Genomic DNA, 25,334 nt, shown 5'->3' with positions numbered 1-25,334 from the left:
AAAACAGGTATCAAAATTTTATTTACAATTTTTATTAACAATCCGCATAAAAATTTATACATTTCACCCTCAAATAATTAGCATGAAATAGCCATGTTTAATCGTTATACAAACATAAATAAAGATTTTTTTAAACTGGCGTATTCCATATTCCAATAAAAAACAAGTATTATCTACATATGAAAGAGCAGGATTTATTTTATTTATTGGCATTGCAAAGAATAGAGGGCGTGGGCGACATCATAGCCAAAAAACTGCTTACCCATTTTGGAACAGCAGAAGCGGTTTTTAATACAAAAGCATCGCAACTCGCTGCTATTGATGGAGTAGGATCTGTTTTGCTGAAAAATTTAAAAGATAAATCAGTTTTCGAAAAAGCGACTCAGGAACTGGAGTTTATAAAAGCAAATGAAATCAATGCGGTTTATTTTCAGGACGAAGAATATCCAGATCGGTTGAAACATTGTATTGACGGACCACTTTTATTATTCACATCTGGAAATATCAATTTAAAAAACAGAAGAATAATCAGCATTGTAGGAACGCGCCAAATTACCTCGTACGGTACTGAATTTTGTAGAAAACTGATCGAAGATTTGGCTCCACTCGATCCTATAATCGTAAGTGGTTTTGCCTACGGTGTCGATATTGTGGCGCATCAATTGGCAATGGAAAATAACCTACAAACCATTGGTGTTGTTGCTCATGGTTTAAACCAAATTTACCCGAAAACCCATAAAAAATATGTTGCTAAAGTCGAGCAAAACGGTGGTTTTATGACTGAGTTTTGGAGTTCCTCCAATCCGGATAAAGAAAATTTCGTGCGAAGAAACAGGATCGTTGCAGGAATGTCTGAAGCGACCATTGTAATTGAATCTGCCGATAGAGGCGGATCGTTAATCACTGCAAACATGGCGAATGAGTACAATCGTGATGTTTTTGCGGTTCCGGGTCGTGTTACAGATAAGTATAGCCAAGGCTGCAACAACCTCATAAAGACTCAAAAAGCAAATGTATTGACTAGTGCCGCTGATTTAGTTTATATTTTGAATTGGGACATTCAGAAGGAATCCAAACCCATACAAAAACAATTGTTTGTAAGCTTAGAGGAAGACGAACAAAAAGTATACGACTACCTCCTTAAAACAGGCAAAGAACTAATGGATATTATTGCTTTGCGCTGTGATTTTCCTATTTATAAAATCTCAGGAATGCTATTAAATATGGAATTGAAAGGCGTGATACGGCCTTTACCGGGGAAATTGTTTGAGGCGATTTGATTTTAACATATAAGTCATGAAAGCTTTAATAAAATAGTATTAAACTTAAAAAAAACTTATATGACTTATATGTTTTAAAAATCGATTGTTTAAACCTCAAATCCTAATTTCTCTCTCACTCTTGCCAAAACTCCATTGGCAACAACAGCTGCTTTTTGAGCACCAATTTTTAGTAAAGCATCTACTTCAGGAAGGTTGTTCATGTAATACTTGTATTTTTCTCTTTCTGTTTTGAAAGTTTCTATAATCAACTCAAACAACGCTTGTTTGGCGTGACCGTAACCGTAATTTCCATTTAAGTAATTGGCGGTCATTGTGGCTATTTGTTGTTGATTTGCCAATAATTTATAAATGGCAAACGCATTGCACGTATCCGGATTTTTAGGATCTTCCAGCGGCGTGCTGTCGGTTTCAATACTCATCACCTGTTTGCGTAAGGACTTATCATCCAAGAATATATTGATAATATTATTAGCTGATTTACTCATTTTTCCGCCGTTAGTTCCGGGAATCAGCATGCTGTCTTCCTGAATTTTTGCTACGGGAAGTACGAAAGTCTCTCCCATTTGGTGGTTGAAACGGGACGCTACATCACGAGTGATTTCAACATGCTGCAATTGGTCTTTTCCTACGGGTACAAACTCGGCGTCGTATAATAAAATATCTGCCGCCATCAGCATTGGATACGAAAACAAACCAGCATTGACATCTTCCAGTCTATCCGCTTTGTCTTTGAAAGAATGCGCTAATGTCAAGCGTTGAAAAGGAAAAAAACAGCTTAAATACCAGGATAATTCTGCTGTTTGCGGTACATCTGATTGTCTGTAGAAAACGACTTTATCTACATTCAAACCACAGGCAAGCCAAGCAGCAGCAGTACTGTAAGTATTTGTTCTTAAAGTTTCGCCGTTTTTTATTTGCGTGATTGAATGCAAATCAGCAATGAAAAGAAACGATTCGTTTTCCGGTTTATTTGATAGTGCTATTGCGGGAATGATTGCACCAAGTAAGTTTCCTAAATGCGGAGTTCCGGTACTTTGAACGCCTGTAAGTATTTTTGCCATTATGATTTTTAACTATTACCGCAAAGTTCGCAAAGTTTTTTATTTTTTACCGCAAATTTGCAAATTATAAAAATCAAGTTACTTTAAATCGTGTTAGTAATTTCTTTTAACCATATCAGACATTTAAGTCAATAAAACCTTGATGGTTAAACGAAGATATTATAGTTGAGCAGTAAATGAAAACTTATAATACTTATATGTTGAAAAACGCAAGAATATTTTTTGAGTATCATAACATCCGATTTCTTACTTTTGAACTTATGAGAGCATTAAAAATTATTTTCTGGGCGCTATGGCGTATATGGTTTTATATTTTGATGACCATTCCTATATTGGTGATGTTTCCTTTTCTGGTGCTGTCTATTTTGACGGAAAACGGGTATCCTTATTTTTTTAAGATGGCTCGTATTTGGGCAAAATTCATTCTTTTTGGCATGGGTTTTCATTATAAAATAGATAGAACACAAGCAATGGAGTACCAAAAAAGTTACATGATTGTTGCGAATCATACCTCCATGGCTGATATTATGCTGATGCTTGTCCTGACAAGAAATCCGTTTGTTTTTGTAGGTAAAAAAGAACTTTCAAAAATTCCGTTGTTTGGCTTTTTCTATAAAAGAACCTGTATTTTGGTGGATAGAAATTCTTCAAAAAGTAAAATGGAAGTCTTTAATCGCGCTCAAAAAAGAATTAATCAAGGACTGAGTATCTGTATTTTTCCAGAAGGTGGCGTTCCATGTGATGAATCAGTCTTGCTGGACGCTTTCAAAGATGGTGCTTTCCGATTGGCAATTGAGCATCAAATACCCATTGTTCCCATTACTTTTGGAGACAATAAAAAAAGATTTCCATATGCTTTTTGGGGAGGAAGTCCAGGATTTATGCGGGTAAAAATACATTCTCATGTGGAAACTTTTGGAAAAACAGGGGCAGACAGGAAACAAATTCGCGAAGAAGTACGCGAAATCATTTACGAGCAATTAGTTGCTTTCGACTCTAAATAAATTTTAAAAACTGTAACTGATCCCGGAATACAACTCAATAAATAGCGGTTTAAAGTCTCTAGAGTTGTTTGAAAAAGTATTTATTTGATACTTTACCATAGGTTCAAAATTAATCTGAAATGATTTTACAATTCGGTATTTAAAGCCGGTACTCACATTAGTGCTAAAATGGATTTGCTTCAAATCTGTAAATTTTCTTCGGCATCCGGATAACTACTCGAATGTATCAAGTAAGCTCCTAATAGCTTTTTACAGTCAATAATTTATTGGTCTAACCGCACAATTTTATTCAAGAATTAATTAATAACGACAGGAACTTCTACTTCTTCAAAGATATTTTCTCCATTAGCATTCTCTCCTTTATAAAATTTAAAAATATAAGAACCGGTATTGGTTACATAAAAATTAAAAGAAACCTCTGATGGTGATGGTATTTGTTGCGTACAAACTTGACTAGTATTCACTGCCGTTTGAATGCCTATGGTTCTTACATTCAAATTTTTGTCATAATAAATCCCTTGAAATAAATGACATTCGGTTGGTCTTGTATATTTTAATTTTATCTCATAGGTATTTCCCAATATGAATTTTTCGGGTAATGTATAGCTATCTATAGGCAGCACTTCAAAGCTATAAGAATCTTGATTGTCATTATCAATGGAACATCCGGTCAAGGTTGTAATGAACAGAATAAAAAGCACAATTTTTTTCATTTATTAATTTTTTAAATTTATACAATTCAGTTTCTTAATTGAATTCTAAGCTGTTTTGCAAAAGATCAAAATTTCAACAAAAGGTTGCGTGTAAAAATAAAAAAATCCGTCTCGTTTTTTAGGTACGAGACGGGTTTTACTTTTTATGCTTCTGCCAATTCTTTTATTCTGGCTTTAATCTTTTCTTCTAATTCATCCGCTAATTCCGGATTGTCTTTAATCAAAGACTTAACAGCATCCCGACCTTGTCCTAATTTAGTTTCACCGTAACTGAACCAAGATCCTGCTTTTTTGATGATTTCAAACTCAACAGCAAGATCAAGAATCTCTCCTGTTTTTGAAATTCCTTCCCCATACATGATGTCAAATTCCGCGATTTTAAATGGCGGAGCGACTTTGTTTTTCACCACTTTTACTTTGGTTCTGTTCCCAAGGACGTTATCTCCATCTTTAATTTGAGTAGAACGACGAATATCCAAACGAATCGAAGCATAAAACTTCAATGCATTTCCTCCCGTTGTAGTTTCTGGATTTCCAAACATCACACCAATTTTCTCTCTTAATTGATTAATAAAGAAAACTGTACAATTTGTTTTACTGATGGTTCCCGTTAATTTACGCAATGCTTGAGACATCAAACGAGCGTGTAATCCCATTTTAGAATCTCCCATTTCGCCTTCAATTTCACTTTTTGGAGTCAAAGCTGCAACCGAGTCAATGACAACAATGTCAATTGCTCCGGAACGAATCAAGTTCTCCGCAATTTCTAACGCTTGTTCTCCATTATCAGGTTGTGATATGATTAAGTTTTCGATGTCAACACCTAATTTCTCCGCATAGTTTCTGTCGAAAGCATGTTCTGCATCAATAAAAGCTGCAATTCCACCTGCTTTTTGAGCTTCAGCAATAGCATGAAGCGTCAATGTGGTTTTTCCAGAAGATTCCGGACCGTATATTTCAATAATTCTACCTCTTGGATAGCCTCCAACTCCTAATGCCAAATCGATTCCTAAAGACCCGGAAGAAATAGTTTCTACTTCTTCAATGGCTTTGTCGCCCATTTTCATTACTGTCCCTTTTCCGTAGGTTTTGTCTAATTTATCAAGCGTAAGTTGTAGCGCTTTTAATTTAGATTCTTTCTCTGAACTCATCTTCTCTTTTACCTTTTCTTTCATCTATTTGTATTGGTTTATAACTGTAAGAAACTGACAGGATGATTACTTATCCCATAATTTCATTTGTATATTGAATATATGTTTTGTAAAAATACTTCTTTTTTGATTTAAAATTTTCTCTTTCAAGAATATTTTAAATCTATTTATCAATTAAAAATAGTCAGTTGTATTTTGCTTCTTACACGAACAATGCTTTTAATTCGGTTGCATCATGGGGGTTCATTTTTCCGGCTAAAACTAAACTCAGCTGTTTGCGTCGCAATGCAGCTTCAAAACGTTGTTTTTCTATTTCGGTTTCCGGAACAATTTGGGGTACTTCAACGGGTCTTCCCGTATCGTCTACTGCTACAAAAGTATAGATCGCTTCATTGGCTTTGGTTTTATTACCGGATTCTCTGTCTTCAACCCAAATGTCAATGAATATTTCCATTGAACTTTTGAAAGCTCTGGAAACTTTAGCTTCAACAGTAACGACACTTCCCAACGGAATGGCTCTGTTGAATGCAACGTGATTTACGGATGCTGTAACTACAATTCTTCGGGAATGTCTGCGTGCCGCTATACTTGCTGCGCGATCCATACGGGCTAATAATTCGCCACCAAAAAGATTGTTCAAAGGATTGGTCTCGCTTGGTAAAACCAAATCAGTTAATATCGTCAGGGATTCTGAAGGGTGTTTTGGTGTCATTTTTTTATTTAAAAAGGAGTTGTTCAAAATAATAAGTTGTAAAGTCTAGTTTAACCAATAAACGGCCAATATTGCAGGGATAAAATAAATAACAATTGTTCTGGCTCCATCATAATCTTTGGCCAATCGCTGTCCGAAAAGCAACATCAACAACGTGATACAAGAGAAAACGGCTCCGTAAAAACCAAAAATTCTTCCGTTATTCACGAACAGTTCCACACAGCCTACTACACATAAAATACCGGAAATTAATTCTAAAATCAAGATATTTAGTAGTGCTAAAGGTACATGGTTTTTTAATGGTGTTTTAGCGAAATGACCTTTTAACCATTCGACATTATCTTTCCAATAAAACAATTTGTCGTATCCGGACTGTAGGAAAGTGATGGCCAGGAAAATTAAAATTAAAATAGAAGTAATATTGTTCATTTTTTTATTTTTTGTGAATTAAACGAGTAAGTTTTATTGATAAATCGGTTAAAATAATTTTAGCGTTTCCGTTGCGTTCAATGTGATACATTGCCTCTGAAAGTTCTTTAAAAATATCATTTATGTTGTTGCCATTTACAAAAGGTGCAAAATTCTCCAGTTTGAATTTTTCCACTTGTGGTTCCATGTAGACTAAACTTGGCGTTTGGTAATTGAGCAACAAGGCCTGACGAAACATATCAATACAAAAATGTAAAAACTTTTTTTGGGTTTCTCTTCCCAAACCAGCAATTTGCTCGCTCCACTGGATCAAATCCTGAATGGCAGCGGCGTTTCCTTTTGCTCTAAAAGCCGCACGAACCCAATCGACAAACCATTTTTCAAAAAAAACTGATTCGCTGTCCGGTTGTATTAATTGCAATGCTTTATTGAAATTTCCTTGTGCCTGATGCGCTATTTTTAAAGCTATTTTAGAATCCGTATTTTCTTTTGAAACCAAGGCCTCCGCAATGACAGTTTCACTCAAACCATTAAAATGTAGTACTTGGCAACGGGAACGAATCGTTTGAATAATATCTTCTTCATTTTCTGAAATCAGGATAAAAACCGTTCTGTCTGTAGGTTCTTCCAATAATTTCAGTAATTTATTAGAAGCAGCGATATTCAATTTATCAGCCATCCAAATAATCATTATTTTGTATCCGCCTTCATAAGATTTTAAAGCCAGCGATTTCAAGATTTCCTGCGCATCATCGACCCTAATTTCTCCTTGCTTGTTTTTAACACCTAGCATTTGGTACCAATCAAACAAACTTCCGTACGGATTTTGTTCTATAAACTGTCGCCATTCCGTTATGAAATCAATGCTTTTGGGTTTTGTTTTTACTTCTTCAGTACTGACAGTCGGGTAAATAAAATGCAAATCAGGATGGGAAGTTTTCTGAAATTTCAGGTTGCACGCTTCATTTGAACCGGAATTCTCTCCGTTTTGATTGCTGCAAATGATGTATTGTGCATACGCAATCGCCATGGGTAAAGTGCCACTGCCTTCCGGACCTACGAACAGTTGTGCGTGGGGAATTCTGCCCAAATCAGCACTTTTTGTCAAATGACTTTTGATGTGTTCTTGTCCTAAAATTTCTGAAAATTGCATGAAGCAAAGATAGCAGAAAATGGTGTAGTCTAAAATTTTAGCAGGCAAAGTTTCAGCAGAAGCTAGTTTATAGAAGTGTCAATTTATGTTTTATTTTTAAAATTTAACAGGCCTTTATCTAAAATAATATCTAGACAAATTGATAAATAAAAGCATTATTTATTAATTTACATCGATTTCGTTGCTAAAAATTGATTTTATATGATTTTCTCTAATTTATTAATAATTTAAAAGTTCTATATTTGTTACTCTTTCAAAAAAAATAAACTAAAAAACAGACTGATGAAAACCATAAGTGATTTCAATTTTGCAAATAAAAAAGCCATAATTCGGGTTGATTTTAATGTGCCTTTGGACGAAAAGTTCAATGTAACGGATGCCACGCGTATTGAAGCTGCAAAACCTACTATTGACGCGATTCTTGCGCAAGGCGGAAGCGTGATTTTGATGTCGCATTTAGGTCGGCCAAAAGGAGTGGAAGAAAAATACTCTTTGAAACACATTTTGAAAACAACTGCTGAAATTCTTGGAGTTTCGGTTCAGTTCGCTTCAAACTGTATTGGTTCAGAGGCGAAAGCTGCAGCTGAAAAATTGCAGGCTGGAGAAGTTTTATTGTTAGAAAATTTACGTTTTCACAGCGAAGAAGAAGCGGGTGATGTTGCTTTTGCAAAAGAACTGGCGTCACTTGGTGATATTTTTGTAAACGACGCTTTTGGTACAGCGCATAGAGCGCACGCATCGACTACAATTATTGCGCAGTTTTTTCCAAGCGAAAAATGTTTTGGATTATTATTGGCCAAAGAAATAGAAAGCTTGAACAAAGTTTTAAAAAACAGCGAAAAACCAGTAACAGCAGTCCTTGGTGGATCAAAAGTATCTTCTAAAATTACCGTAATCGAGAATATTCTGGATAAAGTAGACCACATGATTATTGGTGGCGGAATGACTTTTACTTTTGTGAAAGCATTAGGCGGTAAAATTGGAGATTCAATTTGTGAAGATGACAAACAAGAATTGGCTTTGGAAATCTTGAGATTAGCCAAAGAAAAAGGAGTTCAAATCCATATTCCGGTTGATGTTGTAGCGGCAAATGCTTTTTCAAATGATGCTCAAACCCAGATTGTGGATGTCAAAGCAATTCCTGACGGGTGGCAAGGATTGGATGCTGGACCAAAATCATTGGAAAACTTCAAAAAAGTAATCATGGATTCTAAAACGATTCTTTGGAACGGTCCATTGGGTGTTTTTGAAATGGAAAATTTTGCTAACGGAACAATTACATTGGGCAACTTTATTGCAGAATCTACTGCAAACGGAGCATTCTCTCTTGTAGGTGGAGGGGATTCAGTGGCAGCTGTAAAACAATTTGGGCTGGAAGATAAAGTGAGTTATGTTTCTACAGGCGGAGGAGCAATGCTGGAAATGCTCGAAGGCAGAGTGTTACCCGGAATTGCAGCTATTTTAGACTAATAAATGCAGTAAAATTAAAATAAAAGCCGTTTGATATCTAAATAGCATTCAAATCAAACAGCTGTTTTATCACATGTATAAAAACCTTAGCGATACCTTATGTATCGCTGAGGTTTTTTTTAAGTTTCACAATTGGATCTTTAAAGTAATTTTACCCACAAACGATTAGAAATTCAGTACCAAGGACTGAAAAACTATATTTTTAACAATATTTAAAGAAAATTTTAGTTTTAACCTCTTAAGTTTGTAAAAATAAGACTTCTAATCATTTGGATTATAGGTCTTTGATCTTTTAAATATGACTATAAAAAATACCACATTATCGTTTTTTCTGTTGCTATCAATTCATTTATTTTCGCAGAAAGCAACTGAAAACAAAGCATTTGAAAAAATTGATGCAAAATTATCCTATTTAGATTCCATTAAGAATTCCTTTGTTGAATATGATCTGGCATCTTGTGTAGACAGTTTATGGATGAATGAAATGACCAACTTAGATTTATATAATGATCTTACAGAAGACATCGAAAATATAAATATAGATGAAAAAGTAGATTATGAGTTACCAACAGCACTGCTGAAAGAAAGATTGGCGGCAATGAATGCAAAATCGCCGTTTAATATTGCGTACAATCAAGGTCTGGAAAACATTATTAAATCATTTTTAAAATACCGAAAAAAATCTTTTGAACGATTAATGGCCACTTCGGAATATTATTTCCCCATGTTTGAGGAGGCTTTGGCCAAACAAAATATTCCCTTGGAGATAAAATATTTAGCCGTTGTGGAATCTGCTTTAAATCCAAAAGCAGTTTCAAAAATGGGAGCAACTGGACTGTGGCAATTTATGTATCAAACCGGAAAACAATATGGGTTGAAAATTGATTCGTATGTGGATGAACGCAGCGATCCCTTAAAAGCTACCGAGGCAGCAGCGCAATATATGACCAATATGTACAAAATATTTGGAGATTGGGATTTGGTTTTGGCCTCTTATAACTCTGGTCCGGGAAATGTTTCCAAAGCTATCAGACGTTCCGGTGGTCAGCAAAATTATTGGAATATCAGGAAAAATCTTCCCAGAGAAACCCAAGGATATGTACCTGCTTTCTTAGCAACCATGTATCTTTATGAATACCATAAGGAACACGGAATCGTGCCCCAGCGGGCTACCATAAAGCATTTTACTACGGATACTATCCTGATCAAGAAGCAAATTACATTCAAGCAAATATCAGATTTACTTGATGTTCCAGTAGTTCAATTGCAGGTTTTAAATCCCTCCTACAAGCTTGATATAATTCCTTTTTATCATGATCAAAATCATTATTTGAGATTGCCACAAGAAAAAATTGCTGTTTTTGCCTCTAATGAAGGTCCGATTTATGCCTATACAGAATACGAATCCAGCAAACGAGAGAAGCCCTATTTTGCCACAAAAACAACACCCAAAAAAGAACGTGAAGATACTGGCAATCAAAGAATAGCGCAATCCCGGACAACCCAGTATTACAAGGTGAAAAAAGGAGATAATCTGGGAGCTATTGCCAGTAAATACAATGTTAGCATTGCTGATTTAAGACAATGGAATGCGCTAAGCAGCAATGTTATCGCGTATGGTAAAAACCTAAAAATCAGTAGCAACGAAGCGGTTGTTTCTAATGAAGTAATAAAGAATTCAGATCCAATACAAGCCCTTTCTGAGAAGCAAGTTGCCGCCTCATTAGAGGCAAACGCAGCTGTAGCATCTACTGAAAGCAAGGCGTATTATATAGTTCAAAAAGGAGATAATTTAGAGCGCATTGCTAAGAAATTTGGCACCTCTCCGTCTACTCTGAAACAATGGAATAAAATTTCCGGGCAGACAATTATTTTAGGGAGTTCTTTGATTGTCGCCAAAGAGGAACCTGTAATAAATACAAATAAAGCAACGATAAGTTACTTTAATAAAAAAATAAATGGTTCCGGATTATCCCAGAAAGAAACCGTTGATTACTATGTAAAAAAAGGGGATTCGTTGTATAGTATATCAAAAAAATATCCAGGCGTAACCATTTCTGACCTGAAAAAATGGAACGGTATTCGCGGGGAAGTACTCAAACCAGGAATGAAACTTAAAATTAACGGATAATAGAATAATCTTATCTAAATTTGGGTTTTATTTTATAATTGAAATACAATGAATAAAGCCCTTCTTTTATTGCTTCTTACTGCCATTTTGCTGGGTTCTTGCAACCAAAAAAAGGATCCCCAACCGCGTGCTACAACAGGAAAAATTAATACTATTTCAGTTATCATAGACGACCAGTTGTGGAATGGTGAGATTGGCGACAGTATTCGAAATAAATTTGCCTCCGCCGTTATAGGATTGCCTGAGGAGGAACCTCTTTTTACGATAAATCAATATCCTACTAAAATTTTAGAAGGATTTATGACGGACAGCCGTACGATTATCGTAGTCAAAAAAGAAGAGCAAAATAAATTTGAAATTAAAAAAAATCAATACGCATCACCCCAAAATGTGTTTCATATTTCCGGAAAAACAAGTGCAGATATTCTAGAAATAATAGCGCAAAATTCGCCAAAAATAATTGAAATTATTAAGGAAACTGAAATTTCCGAAAACCAACGCATTATAAAACAGTCTATTCTTAATCCAAAAATCATCAAGAATAAATTTCAAATTTCGATTAATATTCCTTCTTCATATCAATACGTCCTTCATAAACCGCATTTTATATGGTTAAAAAATGAAATTATAAGCGGCAACACGAGTTTGTTGATTTATCAAGTTCCTATAAATGTCATCACTAAAAAGGATACAGATCTGATCACGAATATTATTAAAATGAGGGATTCTATTGGCAATCTTTACATCAGCGGAAAAGAGAATAATACTGTAATGATTACCGGAGAAAGCTATTCGCCTTATTTTTTTAAGATCAGTCTGGACGGAAAGGAAACGTATGAAACAAAAGGAACTTGGGAATTGAAAAACGATTTTATGTCAGGCCCTTTTATTAATTATGCTATTCTGGATACAGAGCACAACAGGATTTTAGTTTTGGAAGGCTTTTGTTATGCGCCCTCCAAAGAAAAAAGAGACTTAATGCATGAGTTAGAAGCCATCATAAAATCAGTTGAGGTTTTGAAAAAATAGTTTTATTTTCTTTTATTTGCAGTCTAATAAAAACTAAAAAAAATAAAATGTTAAAATGGAGTATAAAGTCGTTTAAGGAACTTTCTGTGGATGAGTTATACGATCTGCTGAGATTGAGAAGCGAGATTTTCGTGGTGGAGCAAAACTGTGTATATCTCGATCTAGATGGAAAGGACAAACTAGCTCTGCATCTTATTGGGGAATTTGAAGGTAAAATTGTAGCGCATTCCAGACTTTTCAAACCAGGAATCAGTTTTGACAATGCCTCAATTGGCCGAGTAACAGTTGATTCAAATTACCGCGACAGAAAATGGGGTCATGACTTAATGCGGGAATCTATTGCAGGAATAGCGCATCATTTTGGCGAAAGCCACATCACTATTGGAGCGCAATTGTACCTAAAGAAATTCTATGAGAGTCATGGTTTTGTGCAAACCAGTGAAATGTATCTCGAAGACGATATTCCGCATATTGAGATGAAAAGTGGGGAACTAAATTTTTAGGATCAGAAACTCAACTCTGCGGTCTAATGCTTCTCCTTGACCTAAGGGAAATTTGTTTCCGCTTCCTATATAATGCATCCTAAGGCTGTTTACGCCTTTATTTATCAAGTATTTATAGACGTTTTTTGCACGGTTCAAGGAAAGCTTGCGTTCTCGGGTTCCCTTATCTATGGCATCCAGGTAATAACTGGGCGTGCAACAAACGTGGCCTCTGATTTCGAATTCCAACGTTTTTTGTTGCTGCAAAAGAACCACAATCTTGTCTAATTCTTTCTTAGATTTCTCCGTTAATGTGCTGCTGCCAAGTGGAAAAAGGATATTTTCCAGATAAATACGGTCGCCTACTTTATGCTTCTTCTGAAACGAATTGTAAATGCCGTTTCCAAAACTGTTTTTCTTGACAAGAAACAAGTCGACTCGCCTGTTTTTAGAACGGGTTTCGGATAGGTTTTCTATCATATCTTTTTTCAGAATCACGCGGCCTTTGCCTTCAATAATGACAATTTTGTTTTTACTGAAACCATTTTGGATAAGTATATTTTGTACCGTAATTACTCTGTTTTTTGATAATTCATAATTATAATCGTTAGCACCCCGGTCATCACAATACCCATAAATTTGTATCGATTCTACTTTTGAGGTATCTGTGTTTTTTATAAAATCGACTATCGTTTGTATTTGGTCGTTATAAAGTGTGAATTTGTCAAATTCAAAATAAACCGTTTCTATAGGTTGCCACTGAGCTGATACGTAGCTCGAAAAAAGTAATAGCACTATGGAGAACGATTTTTTCATTTTAAGATAGACTGATACTCCATATTGGAATTCAAAATAGTAATGGCCCGTTTGATTTCAGAATTATTTTTGATGTAATACTGATACAGCCCTTCCTGATATTGATAGCGTTTAATGATTTCATCGACCATCAGGTTTTTGATTTCTTTTTGGTTTTTGTCCAATAAGGCATTTTTACTTTTTTGAAGCGCAACACTTAATTGTTGATATTCTACCAGAATAGATTCCTCTAGTTTTTCTTTTTTGGCCATAGCCAAAGTGTTTTTCAAGGCCAATTCCGTTTCCGTGTCAAAGGAGAATTTTTGTGTTTTTAGGAACTGTTTGAACTCTAAATACTCCACATCAGAAATAACAGGAATGCGATTTCCTAAATTTGGATTTTTATAATAATACGTCGTGGCATAGTTAAAAATCCCGTCGTTGTGAAGCAAAGCATTTGCTATCGGACTTAATTTAGTTTCTTCCAGTTCTACATCCGGCTGAATTCCTCCGCCGTCATAAACGGTTCTGCCTTTTCTGGTTTTAAAGGCATTATAGTTTTTCTCCTCTGTTTTTAGAACCATTCCGTTTTTGTTTTTTCGTGAATAATCTAAAGCTTGAATGCATCTTCCGGATGGCGTGTAATAACGGGAAATGGTTACTTTTAGTTGTGTACCATACGTTAAATCTACCGGTCTTTGCACGAGTCCTTTCCCAAAACTGCGGCTACCCACCACTACAGCACGATCTAAATCTTGAAGTGCGCCAGCCACGATTTCGGATGCTGAAGCGCTGTGACCGTTAACAAGTATTATCAAAGGAATGTCAGTATCTACAGGGTCTTTAGTTGTTTTATATGTGCTGTTGTGTTGCTCTATTTTTGATTTTGTAGTAACAATAATTTCGTTTTTTGGAACAAATAAATTACAAATATTCACGGCTTCATTCAAGAGTCCGCCCGGATTGTCTCGGACATCCAGTATAATGCGTTCGGCACCTTCTTTTTTGAGTTGTTCTAAGGCTTCTTTGGTTTCCAAGGACGCTTTTTTATTAAAATGCGATAATACGATATAGCCGGTCTTGTCGTCTATTTTTGCAAAAAAGGGCACCGATTTGATTTCGACTTCGTCCAGGATAATCTGGGTACTTTGTACTTTTCCTTGTCGGATGTATTTGAGGTCTATTTTGGTGTTTTTGGTGCCTTTGAAAAGCTGAGAGGCCTCGTCTTTAAAATCAGACAAAAGGACATCTCCCACTTGAATAATTTCGTCACCGGCTTTCAGGCCAGCTTTGTCGGCGGGAAAATTTTTATAGGGCTCTTTAACGATCAATTTATCTTCTTTTCGAGTCAGTAAAGCGCCTATTCCGGTATATTCTCCAGTGTTGTTTATCTTGAATCGCACTACATCCTGCTCGTTGAAATATACGGTGTATGGGTCTAAATTAACCAGCATTCCTTTGATGGCCTTGTCCATTAATTCTCCAGGATTCGTTTCATCGACATAATTTCGGTTTAATTCCTTGAAAAGGGTCGTGAATATCTCGATTTGCTTGGCGATTTCAAAAAAATCATCTTTGAAGCTGGTTCCAATAAACAGAAATACCGAAGCGACAAGGGGAATTAAGAATTTTTTTTTGAGGAAGCTCATAGGTTTAATTAACTAAATTTGAGACCACTAAAATAACAATAAATCACGAAATAATGATGCAGGACTGAATCTAAAGGCGATTTTGTTTAATTGGGATAGGTGAATTGTTTATATTTCAGAAATAGAATCGCTTTCGGATACTGGTTTTTTAATGTTTTGAGCAACAAATTTCTCAAACAATTGAATGGTTTTGGTATTAATTTCGGCGTACGTCAATCTGTCTTTAGTTTGATAAAAAAACATAAAGGAATAGGGTTGGTCCAGATGGTCAATCAAAAGGTGTTTGTTCAGCCGGTAGGTTTCGCGCAGCACGCGTTTGAAATAATTGCGGTCTACGGCTTTCTTGAAATTCTTTTTGGAAACCGAAACTCCCATTTTTATTTTTTCTCCCGTCCCGAAGTTTCGGGATTCGGGATCGCCAAAAGAGCTGGCTTTATACACCAATCGCAACGGATATTTTGATACTGATTTCCCTTCGGTAAACAATAATCCAATAGTGGTCTTGCTTTTTAGTTTTTCGTTTTTTGAGTAAGTAAAATTCATTTTAATAGAAAAAAGGACATGGATTTTGACTGGCAAAGTTACGATTAAAGGTTGAGTCCATATATTGTTTGGGATTTAAAATCGGGCTAAAAATATATTTCTTACTTTTACGGCAAATTTTTAAAGCATGGAAAAACTAATTTCGTATCCCATATCCGTAATCTATTATTTATGTTTTGGTCTTACCTTGGTTATTTTTCACCCAATTCAATGGGTTTGCTTTCACGTTTTTGGGTATCAAGCCCATAAAATAAGTGTCGATTATTTAAATTTTTTTCTGATTTTGTGCACAAGACTGTTAGGAACATCGTACCGGTTTGAAAATGTGGAAAGCATCCCAAAAAATGTTCCGTTAATTTTCGTGTCCAATCATCAAAGTATGTACGATATTATTGCTATGATTTGGTTTTTTCGCCGATTTCATTGTAAATTTGTCAGTAAAAAAGAATTGGGAAGTGGGATTCCCAGTGTGTCGTTTAATTTACGACATGGCGGTTCTGCTCTTATTGATCGTAGAGATCCCAAGCAAGCCATTCCTGCGATCAAAAATTTGTCTGAATATATTGAAAAACACAATCGTTGCGCAGTTATTTTTCCGGAAGGAACACGAAGCAAGACTGGGAAGCCAAAGGAATTTGCGCAAAGCGGATTCAAAATTTTATGCAAATACGCGCCTTCGGCTTATGTAGTTCCGATAAGCATAAACAATTCTTGGATAATTGTTAAATATGGATTTTTCCCTTTAGGTTTAGGAAATCGCCTTACCTTTGTAGTTCATAAGCCATTAGCGGTTAAAGATTATAATTTTTCTGATTTGATCGAAAAAACAGAAAAAGCAGTTGTTCAAGGAATAAAAATTTAATTTATATATAATGTCAATAAAAAACATTCGATTAGAAGTAATGCAGTTTTTGGAAAAAAACGTAGATAGCTTTGTCGATCAGTATCTGATACCAGTAGAAAAAATATGGCAACCAACGGATTTTTTGCCTAATTCTCAAAGTGATACTTTTTTTGATGAGGTCAAAGAATTGCGTGAAATTGCAAAAGAATTACCCTATGATTTTTGGGTAACTTTAGTAGGTGACACGATTACTGAAGAAGCCTTACCGACCTACGAATCTTGGTTAATGGACGTAGACGGAATAGATAATGTAGAACGAAACGGTTGGTCCAAATGGATCCGACAATGGACTGGAGAGGAAAATCGTCATGGCGACATGCTCAACAAATATCTGTATTTATCAGGTCGCGTGAATATGCGTGAAGTAGAAATGACTACCCAACACCTCATCAACGATGGTTTTGACATAGGAACCGGAAGAGACCCTTATAAAAACTTTGTTTATACTAGTTTTCAAGAGTTGGCAACCTATGTTTCCCATAACCGAGTAGCGCAAATGGCTAAGAAATATGGGGATAACAAATTGTCTAAAATGTGCAAAATGATTGCGGGTGACGAGATGCGCCATCATCATGCTTACAGTGAGTTTGTAACTCGTATTTTTCAGGTGGATCCTAGCGAAATGATGCTTGCGTTTCAATATATGATGAAAGCAAAAATCGTTATGCCAGCACATTTCTTAAGAGAATCCGGTGAAAAAATAAGTACTGCTTTCGAACAGTTTTCGGATTCGGCACAACGAATCGGGGTGTACACTGCAGCGGATTATGTAGACATTATGCAAAAATTAATTGACAAATGGGAAATTGATAAAATTACAGGCTTAACTGATGAAGCAGAAAAAGCCCGGGATTATTTGATGAAATTACCCGGAAGAATGGCACGAATTTCTGAGCGATTGGTCATTCCGAAAGAATCCCATATTTTCAAATGGGTAGAACCCGCTTTAGTACGATAGCTTTTTGAATGCAAAAATAAAGAATAAAAAAGTTGAATTTTGAAGTTACAGAACTTTGAAATTCAACTTTTTTTTTAAAAGTATATAAAGAATGATAAATGCAGATTTAATTCGAAAAACGATTCTTTTTGTAAAGGAAAAACTAAAAAATGCCGAAGGCGGACACGATTGGTTTCATATTGAAAGAGTGTTTAAAAATTCCGTTTTGATTGCTAGAAAAGAAGCTTGTGATCCCACGGTGGTTCAATTGGGTGCTTTGCTGCATGATATTGCCGATAGTAAGTTTCATGACGGTGACGAAACTGTAGGGCCAAAACTAGCGAGATCATTTTTAGAATCAGAAAATGTTGACGCAGATACCATTATACATGTGGTCAAGATCATTGAAAACATCTCATACAAAGGCGGTAATTTCGAAAAGAAATTCTCCTCAATAGAATTAGATGTGGTTCAGGATGCGGACCGATTAGATGCGATTGGCGCCATTGGAATTGCCAGAACATTCAATTATGGCGGATTTAAAAACAGAGCGATCTACGACCCTAAAATTGCTCCAAATTTCAACATGACCAAGGAAGAATACAAGAAGAACGATTCTCCAACGCTCAATCATTTTTACGAAAAATTATTGCTTTTGAAAGATAAGATGAATACCGAGACGGGAAAACAAATTGCACAAGAAAGACACCAGTATATGGAAGGATTTCTAGCGCAGTTTTATGCGGAATGGGAAGGGGAGAAGTAAGTAAACAGTGTTCAGTTTTTAGTATTCAGTTTGTTGACGTCCAAATACTGCAACTTTAATTAAAAAAGATCGATTTCAGTCTTGCTTTACACCCAAGCCATGAACTGATTACTAAATTATGGTCCCTAACCACTATTTTTAAATTTCAGATATTTTTTGGATTGCTGGTTTTTTAAATCAAAAATCAGTCCCGATAGCTATCGGGATTAATCAAAAATCTTAAATCGAAATCCCTTTTGCTTTCATTTCCAAGATCACATCCGAAGCATTTTTAAAAGTGGGCGCTTGCTCAATAATAGTTCCTACTCTTTTTTTATTGAGTTTAAAAGTGATGTCGTTCTCCGTTGTAAACAGTAAGGCAGTTAAAAATGGATTGTTCATAAAAGGCGCTAATACCATAAAAGCTTCGTCAATTGTATGAAAACTTTCTATTTCTTCGGTTTTATAACGCGCCGTAACGGAAAGGCTGAACACGTCACTTTCTGACAAAACGGGACGAACGTAGATATTTTTCAGTTCGGTGTCACCAATGGTTTTGGCAAGTGTTAGTTTGGCGTAAGTGCCATTTTGGATGCTTTCTTTTACATTTTCCCAGAAAAGTGCAAATACAGGTTGGAAGGACATTGGTTTAATTTTAGATGGTTATATTCCGAAAGAGGATTGCAAAATTAAGTCTTGTCAAGCAGATAATCTGTTTTTTGAGCAAAGATTATTTTAAAGGAACATCATTTATAAACTAAAAAGAGAACCAACGTGGTTCTCTTTTGTTATTATTTCCCCGTAAACACTGCTTTTCTTTTCTCTAAAAATGCAGCTGTTCCTTCTTTAAAATCTTCGGTTCCAAAACATTTTCCAAAAGCTTTTATTTCGGTTTCATAGCCATTTTTTCCTTCTTTAAAATTAGCATTGACCGCTTTTATGGCTTTGCCGATAGCATAAGGAGAGTTCTTGATTATTTTATGGGCTACACTCACACAGTAATCTAAAAGTTCAGCTTCAGGGACTACGTGATTCACCAGTCCCGTTCTGTAAGCATCTTGCGCTGTTACCATTCCTGCGGTCATAATCATTTCCATTGCGCGTCCTTTTCCTATCAATTGTGGCAAACGTTGCGTTCCTCCGTAACCCGGAATTACACCCAGCGAAACTTCAGGTAATCCCATTTTTGCATTTTCTGAAGCTACTCTGAAATGACACGCCATGGCTAATTCTAATCCGCCGCCCAATGCAAAACCATTAACGGCTGCGATTACGGGTTTTTTTAAATTTTCTATGAAATCAAATAATTTTTCTTGTCCTTCAGCGGCCAATTGCGTTCCTTCTTCAACTGAAAAAGCAGCAAATTCAGAGATATCCGCTCCCGCCACAAAAGCTTTTTCACCGCTTCCCGTTAAAATAATAACACGAATTTCATCATTTTTCCCTAATGTTTTGAAAGCTTTATTCAAATCAGAAATCGTGGCAACATTCAACGCATTTAGTTTTGTAGCACGATTAATGGTAATCGTTGCAATGTTATTTTCGGTTGCAATTAAAAGATTTTCGTAGTTCATAATTGTATTTTTAGGTGTTAATTATTGGAAGCGAAACCGTAAAAGTAGTTCCTTTTCCATATTCAGTTTCAAAGGTAATCGTTCCTTTATAATTTTCGATAATGTTTTTTATAATTCCAAGACCAAGACCCATTCCGCTACTTTTAGTGGTAAATTTTGGTTCGAATATACGGTCAATATCTTTGAGTTGAATCCCAATTCCATTATCGGTAACAGTAATTAATACGTTGTTTGCTGCTTTATGGATACGGAGAACTACTGATTTTTTTTCTTGTTGTTCCGGAATAGACTGAATAGCATTTTTAGCCAGGTTCGTGATAATCCGGATCAGTTGGGTACGGTCAATTTTCGAAATAATTTCAGGAGAATCGCTTTGAAATTCAATGTAGTCTTCATTGAAAATGTCCATCGCAAGTTCTACTACGGCAACAACATTCAAGGTTTCGTTTTGCTGCGCCGGCATTGATGCAAAATTTGAAAACGCAGAGGCAACGGCACTCATGGTGTCAATTTGTTGAATTAAAGTTTCGGAGTAATCGTTCATTTTTTGTTTTACATTGGCATCGTTTGGATCAAATTTTCGTTGAAAACTCTGTACCGTTAATCGCATTGGCGTAAGCGGATTTTTGATTTCATGGGCGACCTGTTTGGCCATTTCGCGCCACGCTTCTTCTCGTTCGCTTTGGGCCAGTTTAATGGCGCTTTTCTCCAGTTTGTCCACCATTCCGTTGTAGGCATTGATCAATAAGTTGATTTCCTTACTGTTTGCTTCCAGAACAATTTTTTCATTTTTTTGATTTAAACTCGTTCCACTTAACTTATCTGATATTGTTTTTAATGATTTTGTAATGTAAGAGGAAAGGAAATAAGCGACAGCAAAAGCAATAATAAGCATAAAAGCATACACCTGTCCCAGACGAATTAGGAAACTTTTTAATTCGTTTTCATAATATCCATCATCTTCTACATAAGGTAAGTTCAATATCCCCAGTGGTTTGAATTTATGATCTTTGATTTGGCTGAAAGCGGAACGGTTCTTTTTGCCATCTATAGTTTTAATATCAACGTATCTTTTTTCGATAGAAGAACGAACTAGTTTTAAAATGTATTTTGGAATAGGAGGCGCCACTATATCCACAGAAAAAGACTCTTTAGAAGACTTTAGTAATTTTCCGTCCAGACCATAGATGTTTATTTCCGCATTATGAATGTGGGCTAATTCATGGATTTTATCTTTAAAAATCAAACTTAAATTGGCAGAATTTAAAGGATATGTAGTGGTAGAGAGTACATAATTGATGTGCTCTTTTACAGAATTCTCATTGCGTTCTAAGCGTTCTTGGTGGTACTCTTTGGCTTCGTTTTTAAATTGAATGATGGATATAGAAGCTAATAAAACAGACGCTATTAATATCAACACAATCATCGAAAGGAAGATTCTGATTCGTAACGAGAGCATTGCTATTTTGAAGCTTTTGAACATAATTAAGATTGATTTCTTTCTCTTATTTTTTTATAAAATTTAAACCCAAGCATGATTAAAACAGAAAACAAAATTATTCCTATTACACCATAAATCCAGTTGAAAGCATTTTTTAAAATAACTAAAAAAACGACTGCAAAAAGGATTATTGTCGCACCTTCGTTCCATAAACGCATGAAATTAGAGGTGTAGTTGACTTGATTATTTTGCAATTGCTTGAATATTTGGTGGCATTTTGCATGGTATAAATACAACACAAATACAAAGCCAAGTTTTACATGCATCCAGGGCATTTTTAACCAAGCATTGCCTAAATCAGTAAAAAACAACATCCAAAAAGCAAAAATACTCGCTAAAATAGCAGAAGGCCAAGTGATAATGTACCACATGCGGTAGGTCATTATTTTAAATTGTTTTTGTAAAATTTCTTTTTCAGGCGAGGGTTTATCTGCCGCTTCTATTTGGTAAACAAATAGTCGAACAATATTAAATAGACCTACAAACCATGTGATTACAAAGATGAGGTGCAAAGATTTAAGGTAATTATAGTATTCCATCGTTAGTTTGAATCAGTTTTGTATTCATTTCTTTTTTTAGAAAATAGCCAGTTAGTATTGTTGATAAGATATCTGCAATTGGGAATGCAAACCACACTCCAAAAATACCTAAAAAATTTGGTAGAATGAGCACTAACGGAATCAGGAAAAATCCTTGTTTACTTAACGTCAAAAGCAGTGCTTTTTTTGCCTTTCCTGCAGCTTGAAAATAAGCCGCACCAATGAGCTGTACAGCAATAATTGGCGAAGCCGCAAAAACCCAACGCAACGCTTCCGGAGTTTGGTCAATCACGAGTGGGTCTGTAGTAAAAATAGCAACGATAGGCTTTGCAAAGATTAGAATAACCACAAAAATAAGCGAGGCGAGAAATGCGGCATATTTTATGGATAGTTGCACACTTTCTTTCACTCTTTCATAATTTCCTGCACCGTAATTGAAACCGGCAATTGGCAGAAATCCTTGCGTAATTCCCAGGATAGGAAACAAGGAAAACATCAGCATTCGACTGATAATTCCATAAATAGCAACAGAATGTTCGCCGCCATACGTATATAAAGTATGATTCAGGATGATGGCTAAAATGCTCACAACTCCTTGTCTTGAAAAAGTCACAAAACTCAACTCAGCGATTTCTTTGACAATGGGCATTTTAAATTTAAAATGCTTCATTTTCAGTTGAAGTTCACTTTTGAAAACAAAAAACCAAAGTACAAACAAGAAACAGGTAAAATAGGATATGGCAGTAGCCAAAGCAGCGCCAAACATACCTAAATCTAAGTATTTGATAAAAATAATATCCAATGCAATATTGACAAATGCAGGAATAATCATGGAGACCATCGCAAACTTGGCCTTGCCTTCGGCGCGAATCACGTTGTTTCCCATCATGCAAAGTGCCAAAAACGGAACGCTTATAATTATGGGGATAAAAAATTCTTTTGCGGGTTCCATTATGGCTCCTTTCGCGCCAAAAAGCATTAGCATTTCGTCACTAAAAAAAAGACCAAATACCACAAAAACAGAAGCCAATAAAAAAGTCATCATGATTTGGTTGCCAAATGTTTGAAGTGCTTTTTCCTTGTGACTGGCTCCCAATGCTCTGGAAAGTACAGATCCTCCGCCCACACCAATCGCCATTCCCAGAGAAGAAATCAAAAAGGTGATGGGCAGAACTACGGTTACCGCAGCAATGGCCAAAGAACCAATCCATTGTCCAACAAATATGGTATCAATCAAGATATTAACCGACATGAATAAAATCCCAATAGAAGACGGAACTGCCTGTTTTATCAAGAGTTTTTTAATGTCTTGTGTTCCTAGTTCATCGGCGGTAACAGTCATTTAAGCGTTAATTTTTTCGGAGTCAAGTTTAAGTGATGATGAAGCATTGGACCAGCTTGAAATCCAATTACTTACGGTTTTACACCAGTCGTCACCATCATTTAAACAAGGAATTGCTTTAAAATTTTCTCCTCCGTGAGCCTTAAATTCATGATTGGCTTCCATGGCAATTTCTTCCAAAGTTTCCAAGCAATCCGATACAAAAGCAGGCGTTACAACAGCCAGGTTTTTGATTCCTTTCTCGGGCATTTTGTTTACTTCAACGTCTGTATATGGTGTCAACCATTTGTCTCCGGCTAAGCGCGATTGAAAAGTCTGGCTGTATTTTCCTTCTGGAATTCCCAGCAATTTTACAACTTGTTTGGTCGTTTCATAACATTGATGGCGGTAACAAAACTCATGTGCCGGCGACGGGGTGTTGCAGCATGAACCGTCAATTTTACAATGTGATTTTGTGATATCCGTTTTGCGAATATGACGCTCCGGAATTCCATGGTAGGAGAATAATAAATGATCATAGTCAAAACCTTCTAGATGACCTTTAATGGAATCAGCCAAGTTTTTGAGATAATCTGGTTTGTTGTAAAACGCAGGAACTATCGTGAATTTCATACCCGGAAAATACTTTTTACGGTACTCTTCGGCCAGTTCTATTATTGTGGTGGTAGATGCCATTGCATGTTGCGGGTACAAAGGAAAAAACAACACCTCGGTCACGCCTTTATCATGTAACTCTTGTAAGCCGGACAATAAGGATGGATTTCCGTAACGCATTGCTAGGGAAACGGGTACATCAACTAATTTTTGTACTTTTTCGTGCATTCTTTTGGAAATAACCACCAGAGGAGACCCTTCGTCCCACCATATTTTTGCGTAAGCGGCAGCAGATTTTTTAGGTCTTGTTTGCAAAATTATACCACGAACTAATAATGCTCGTAACAAAAACGGAACGTCAATTACGTATTTGTCCATTAAAAATTCATCTAAATACGATTTTACATCCTTTGGAGTTGGACTTTCCGGAGAACCTAAATTAACTAATAATACACCTTTCATGTTATCTTTTTTTGTTGGTACAAAAGTAAATAAACTTACTTTTTTATAAATTGCGATTAACTATTTTTTATTTATTGTTTAATATATGAAATCAATTGTTTATGACATATTTGGATTGATCGACATCAAGTATTTTTTGGGCGTAGTGGCAAATTTTTTCTTAAATGCCGCTATGAAATGGCTTCCGGTGCTGTAGCCAATTTTCAATCCTACTTCGTTTACATTATAGGAGCCGCTATCGAGTAATTTTCGAGCAAAATCCATTTTGTAGTCAAACAGAAAACCATAAACGGTATCGCCATAAATTTGTTTGAAACCCATTTTTAGTTTCTTTAGATTCAGCCCTATTTCATCCGCCAATTCCTGTAATCCGGGTGGTTCAGCCATATTGGCTATGATGATTTCTTTGGCTTTTTTAATTTTCATGACATTGTCCTCATCAATTAGAAACGGACATTGTTCTGCGTTTGGATCTTCAGTTCTATTGAAATACAAACTCAATAATTCGTATCCTTTGCCTTTGTAATACAAGTTTTTTATGGAGGGATGCAAGTTATAATGAAACAATTGCGATAAAACAATCGCCATCGAGGGACTGATATTACCTTCGTTATAATATTTTTTGTCCTTATTATCTGCGCTTAAAAAAGTAATATAATCGGCTTCGGTCGAAAATAAAGCATGGAATTTTTTGATAGAAATAATCACAGAGATTACCCAAGAATTAGGTGCTAACTCCAGATTTAAAGGCAGTTCTTTTTGTGGGTTGTACAGCAACAATGATTTTTCCTCTTTCAGTTCCAAAGCATAATTGCCTTGGTTGAAAATGAATTTCGCTTTTCCTTTGATTCCAAAATGAAACTGAATCAAACCGCTGCCCACTTCCCGTTGCGCATTAAAAGAATCGTTGCTGTCATTCTGAAAGCGAATGAGTGTGAAATCATCCTCAATTTTTATAATTTCCTGAGAACCCATAGCGATATTTTTTTTAAATGAAAATGATATTCATCAAGTTATTTTATTTAGAACCACTTTAAATAAAGCAATTCAAACAACTTGAATTCATTACAAAAGTAGCCTTTTTTGCAGTATTCTGACCATTTGGAATTAAAAAATCACTGAGCGATACAA

Annotated in this window: 25 protein-coding genes; 9 read left to right on the top strand and 16 right to left on the bottom strand. The window is 35.7% G+C overall.

All coding sequences use genetic code 11. The features are described from left to right. Nucleotides 1-179: 179 nt before the first annotated feature. Entirely contained in the window at nt 180-1,280 is a 1,101-nt protein-coding gene (gene dprA, locus EKM01_RS00440; protein WP_126766183.1) for a DNA-processing protein DprA, read from the top strand. An 89-nt stretch (nt 1,281-1,369) separates the two neighbouring features. On the opposite strand, the gene trpS is transcribed toward dprA, so the two are convergent. Further along, nucleotides 1,370-2,344 (bottom strand): tryptophan--tRNA ligase, encoded by a 975-nt coding sequence (gene trpS / locus EKM01_RS00435; RefSeq protein ID WP_126766179.1) that lies wholly within the window; start codon nt 2,342-2,344, stop codon nt 1,370-1,372. Nucleotides 2,345-2,604: 260 nt separating this feature from the next. Between trpS and EKM01_RS00430 the strand changes: the two genes are divergently transcribed. After that, complete coding sequence (locus tag EKM01_RS00430) at nt 2,605-3,348, top strand: 1-acyl-sn-glycerol-3-phosphate acyltransferase (protein ID WP_126766175.1); 744 nt, start codon at nt 2,605-2,607, stop codon at nt 3,346-3,348. Nucleotides 3,349-3,644: 296 nt separating this feature from the next. Here the strand turns inward: EKM01_RS00430 and EKM01_RS00425 are convergent, their stop codons facing one another. The 5 genes from EKM01_RS00425 to EKM01_RS00405 all read right to left on the bottom strand — a co-directional run bounded on the left by EKM01_RS00425 (nt 3,645) and on the right by EKM01_RS00405 (nt 7,506). Further along, nucleotides 3,645-4,061 carry a membrane lipoprotein lipid attachment site-containing protein gene (locus tag EKM01_RS00425; protein ID WP_126457743.1) on the bottom strand — a complete coding sequence of 139 codons (417 nt, stop codon included), beginning with the start codon at nt 4,059-4,061 and terminating at the stop codon, nt 3,645-3,647. Between the two features lie 143 nt (nt 4,062-4,204). After that, nucleotides 4,205-5,212, bottom strand: a complete 1,008-nt coding sequence (recA, locus tag EKM01_RS00420) for a recombinase RecA (protein ID WP_126452335.1) — start codon at nt 5,210-5,212, stop codon at nt 4,205-4,207. Between the two features lie 202 nt (nt 5,213-5,414). Then, the gene (locus EKM01_RS00415; protein WP_126452284.1) at nt 5,415-5,924 is read right to left on the bottom strand and encodes an acyl-CoA thioesterase; all 510 of its coding nucleotides are present in this window, start codon (nt 5,922-5,924) and stop codon (nt 5,415-5,417) included. A gap of 45 nt (nt 5,925-5,969) precedes the next feature. Then, a complete protein-coding gene (locus EKM01_RS00410) occupies nt 5,970-6,353 on the bottom strand; it encodes a DoxX family membrane protein (RefSeq protein WP_126452282.1) in 384 nt (127 codons plus the stop codon). A 4-nt stretch (nt 6,354-6,357) separates the two neighbouring features. Continuing rightward, the gene (locus EKM01_RS00405) at nt 6,358-7,506 is read right to left on the bottom strand and encodes a DNA polymerase III subunit delta' (RefSeq protein ID WP_126561376.1); all 1,149 of its coding nucleotides are present in this window, start codon (nt 7,504-7,506) and stop codon (nt 6,358-6,360) included. A gap of 282 nt (nt 7,507-7,788) precedes the next feature. Between EKM01_RS00405 and pgk the strand changes: the two genes are divergently transcribed. The 4 genes from pgk to EKM01_RS00385 all read left to right on the top strand — a co-directional run bounded on the left by pgk (nt 7,789) and on the right by EKM01_RS00385 (nt 12,639). After that, a complete protein-coding gene (gene pgk, locus EKM01_RS00400) occupies nt 7,789-8,976 on the top strand; it encodes a phosphoglycerate kinase (RefSeq protein WP_126561377.1) in 1,188 nt (395 codons plus the stop codon). Nucleotides 8,977-9,274: 298 nt separating this feature from the next. Further along, on the top strand, nt 9,275-11,107 hold the full coding sequence (locus EKM01_RS00395; RefSeq protein WP_126766171.1) for a LysM peptidoglycan-binding domain-containing protein: 1,833 nt from the start codon (nt 9,275-9,277) through the stop codon (nt 11,105-11,107). Between the two features lie 48 nt (nt 11,108-11,155). Then, entirely contained in the window at nt 11,156-12,136 is a 981-nt protein-coding gene (locus tag EKM01_RS00390) for a DUF4837 family protein (RefSeq protein WP_126766167.1), read from the top strand. 47 nt (nt 12,137-12,183) lie between these two features. Then, nucleotides 12,184-12,639, top strand: coding sequence for a GNAT family N-acetyltransferase (locus EKM01_RS00385; RefSeq protein ID WP_126457737.1), 456 nt, complete (start codon nt 12,184-12,186; stop codon nt 12,637-12,639). Here the strand turns inward: EKM01_RS00385 and EKM01_RS00380 are convergent. The 3 genes from EKM01_RS00380 to rnpA form a co-directional block, all read right to left on the bottom strand. Then, nucleotides 12,628-13,434 (bottom strand): OmpA family protein, encoded by an 807-nt coding sequence (locus tag EKM01_RS00380; protein WP_126552803.1) that lies wholly within the window; start codon nt 13,432-13,434, stop codon nt 12,628-12,630. The two genes, EKM01_RS00385 and EKM01_RS00380, sit on opposite strands and share 12 nt — an antisense overlap. Beyond that, nucleotides 13,431-15,062 (bottom strand): S41 family peptidase, encoded by a 1,632-nt coding sequence (locus EKM01_RS00375; protein ID WP_126766163.1) that lies wholly within the window; start codon nt 15,060-15,062, stop codon nt 13,431-13,433. Before EKM01_RS00375 ends, EKM01_RS00380 begins: the two co-directional genes overlap by 4 nt. Nucleotides 15,063-15,170: 108 nt before the next feature. Next, nucleotides 15,171-15,605, bottom strand: a complete 435-nt coding sequence (gene rnpA / locus EKM01_RS00370) for a ribonuclease P protein component (protein ID WP_126457734.1) — start codon at nt 15,603-15,605, stop codon at nt 15,171-15,173. A 127-nt stretch (nt 15,606-15,732) separates the two neighbouring features. On the opposite strand from rnpA, the gene EKM01_RS00365 reads away from it, so the two are divergent. The 3 genes from EKM01_RS00365 to EKM01_RS00355 all read left to right on the top strand — a co-directional run bounded on the left by EKM01_RS00365 (nt 15,733) and on the right by EKM01_RS00355 (nt 18,212). Further along, a complete protein-coding gene (locus EKM01_RS00365) occupies nt 15,733-16,467 on the top strand; it encodes a 1-acyl-sn-glycerol-3-phosphate acyltransferase (RefSeq protein ID WP_126457733.1) in 735 nt (244 codons plus the stop codon). Nucleotides 16,468-16,477: 10 nt separating this feature from the next. Further along, nucleotides 16,478-17,467, top strand: coding sequence for an acyl-ACP desaturase (locus EKM01_RS00360; RefSeq protein WP_126457732.1), 990 nt, complete (start codon nt 16,478-16,480; stop codon nt 17,465-17,467). A 91-nt stretch (nt 17,468-17,558) separates the two neighbouring features. Beyond that, nucleotides 17,559-18,212 carry an HD domain-containing protein gene (locus EKM01_RS00355; protein WP_126515313.1) on the top strand — a complete coding sequence of 218 codons (654 nt, stop codon included), beginning with the start codon at nt 17,559-17,561 and terminating at the stop codon, nt 18,210-18,212. Between the two features lie 219 nt (nt 18,213-18,431). On the opposite strand, the gene EKM01_RS00350 is transcribed toward EKM01_RS00355, so the two are convergent. The 7 genes from EKM01_RS00350 to EKM01_RS00320 form a co-directional block, all read right to left on the bottom strand. Continuing rightward, nucleotides 18,432-18,836, bottom strand: coding sequence for a hypothetical protein (locus EKM01_RS00350; RefSeq protein ID WP_126766159.1), 405 nt, complete (start codon nt 18,834-18,836; stop codon nt 18,432-18,434). 146 nt (nt 18,837-18,982) lie between these two features. Next, complete coding sequence (locus EKM01_RS00345; protein ID WP_126457729.1) at nt 18,983-19,765, bottom strand: enoyl-CoA hydratase/isomerase family protein; 783 nt, start codon at nt 19,763-19,765, stop codon at nt 18,983-18,985. 10 nt (nt 19,766-19,775) lie between these two features. After that, on the bottom strand, nt 19,776-21,248 hold the full coding sequence (locus EKM01_RS00340) for a PAS domain-containing sensor histidine kinase (protein ID WP_370274107.1): 1,473 nt from the start codon (nt 21,246-21,248) through the stop codon (nt 19,776-19,778). 2 nt (nt 21,249-21,250) lie between these two features. Then, on the bottom strand, nt 21,251-21,805 hold the full coding sequence (locus EKM01_RS00335) for a CopD family protein (RefSeq protein WP_126457728.1): 555 nt from the start codon (nt 21,803-21,805) through the stop codon (nt 21,251-21,253). After that, entirely contained in the window at nt 21,792-23,147 is a 1,356-nt protein-coding gene (locus EKM01_RS00330; RefSeq protein ID WP_126552799.1) for an MATE family efflux transporter, read from the bottom strand. The genes EKM01_RS00335 and EKM01_RS00330 overlap by 14 nt, the downstream gene beginning before the upstream one ends. Continuing rightward, nucleotides 23,148-24,203 (bottom strand): ferrochelatase, encoded by a 1,056-nt coding sequence (gene hemH, locus EKM01_RS00325; RefSeq protein WP_126457726.1) that lies wholly within the window; start codon nt 24,201-24,203, stop codon nt 23,148-23,150. A gap of 99 nt (nt 24,204-24,302) precedes the next feature. Further along, nucleotides 24,303-25,178 carry an AraC family transcriptional regulator gene (locus EKM01_RS00320; RefSeq protein WP_126457725.1) on the bottom strand — a complete coding sequence of 292 codons (876 nt, stop codon included), beginning with the start codon at nt 25,176-25,178 and terminating at the stop codon, nt 24,303-24,305. Between the last annotated feature and the right edge of the window lie 156 nt (nt 25,179-25,334).

The organism is Flavobacterium sp. RSP46, from assembly GCF_003984825.1.
Classification (GTDB): Bacteria; Bacteroidota; Bacteroidia; order Flavobacteriales; family Flavobacteriaceae; genus Flavobacterium.
This window is presented reverse-complemented; position numbering and strand designations above follow the sequence as displayed.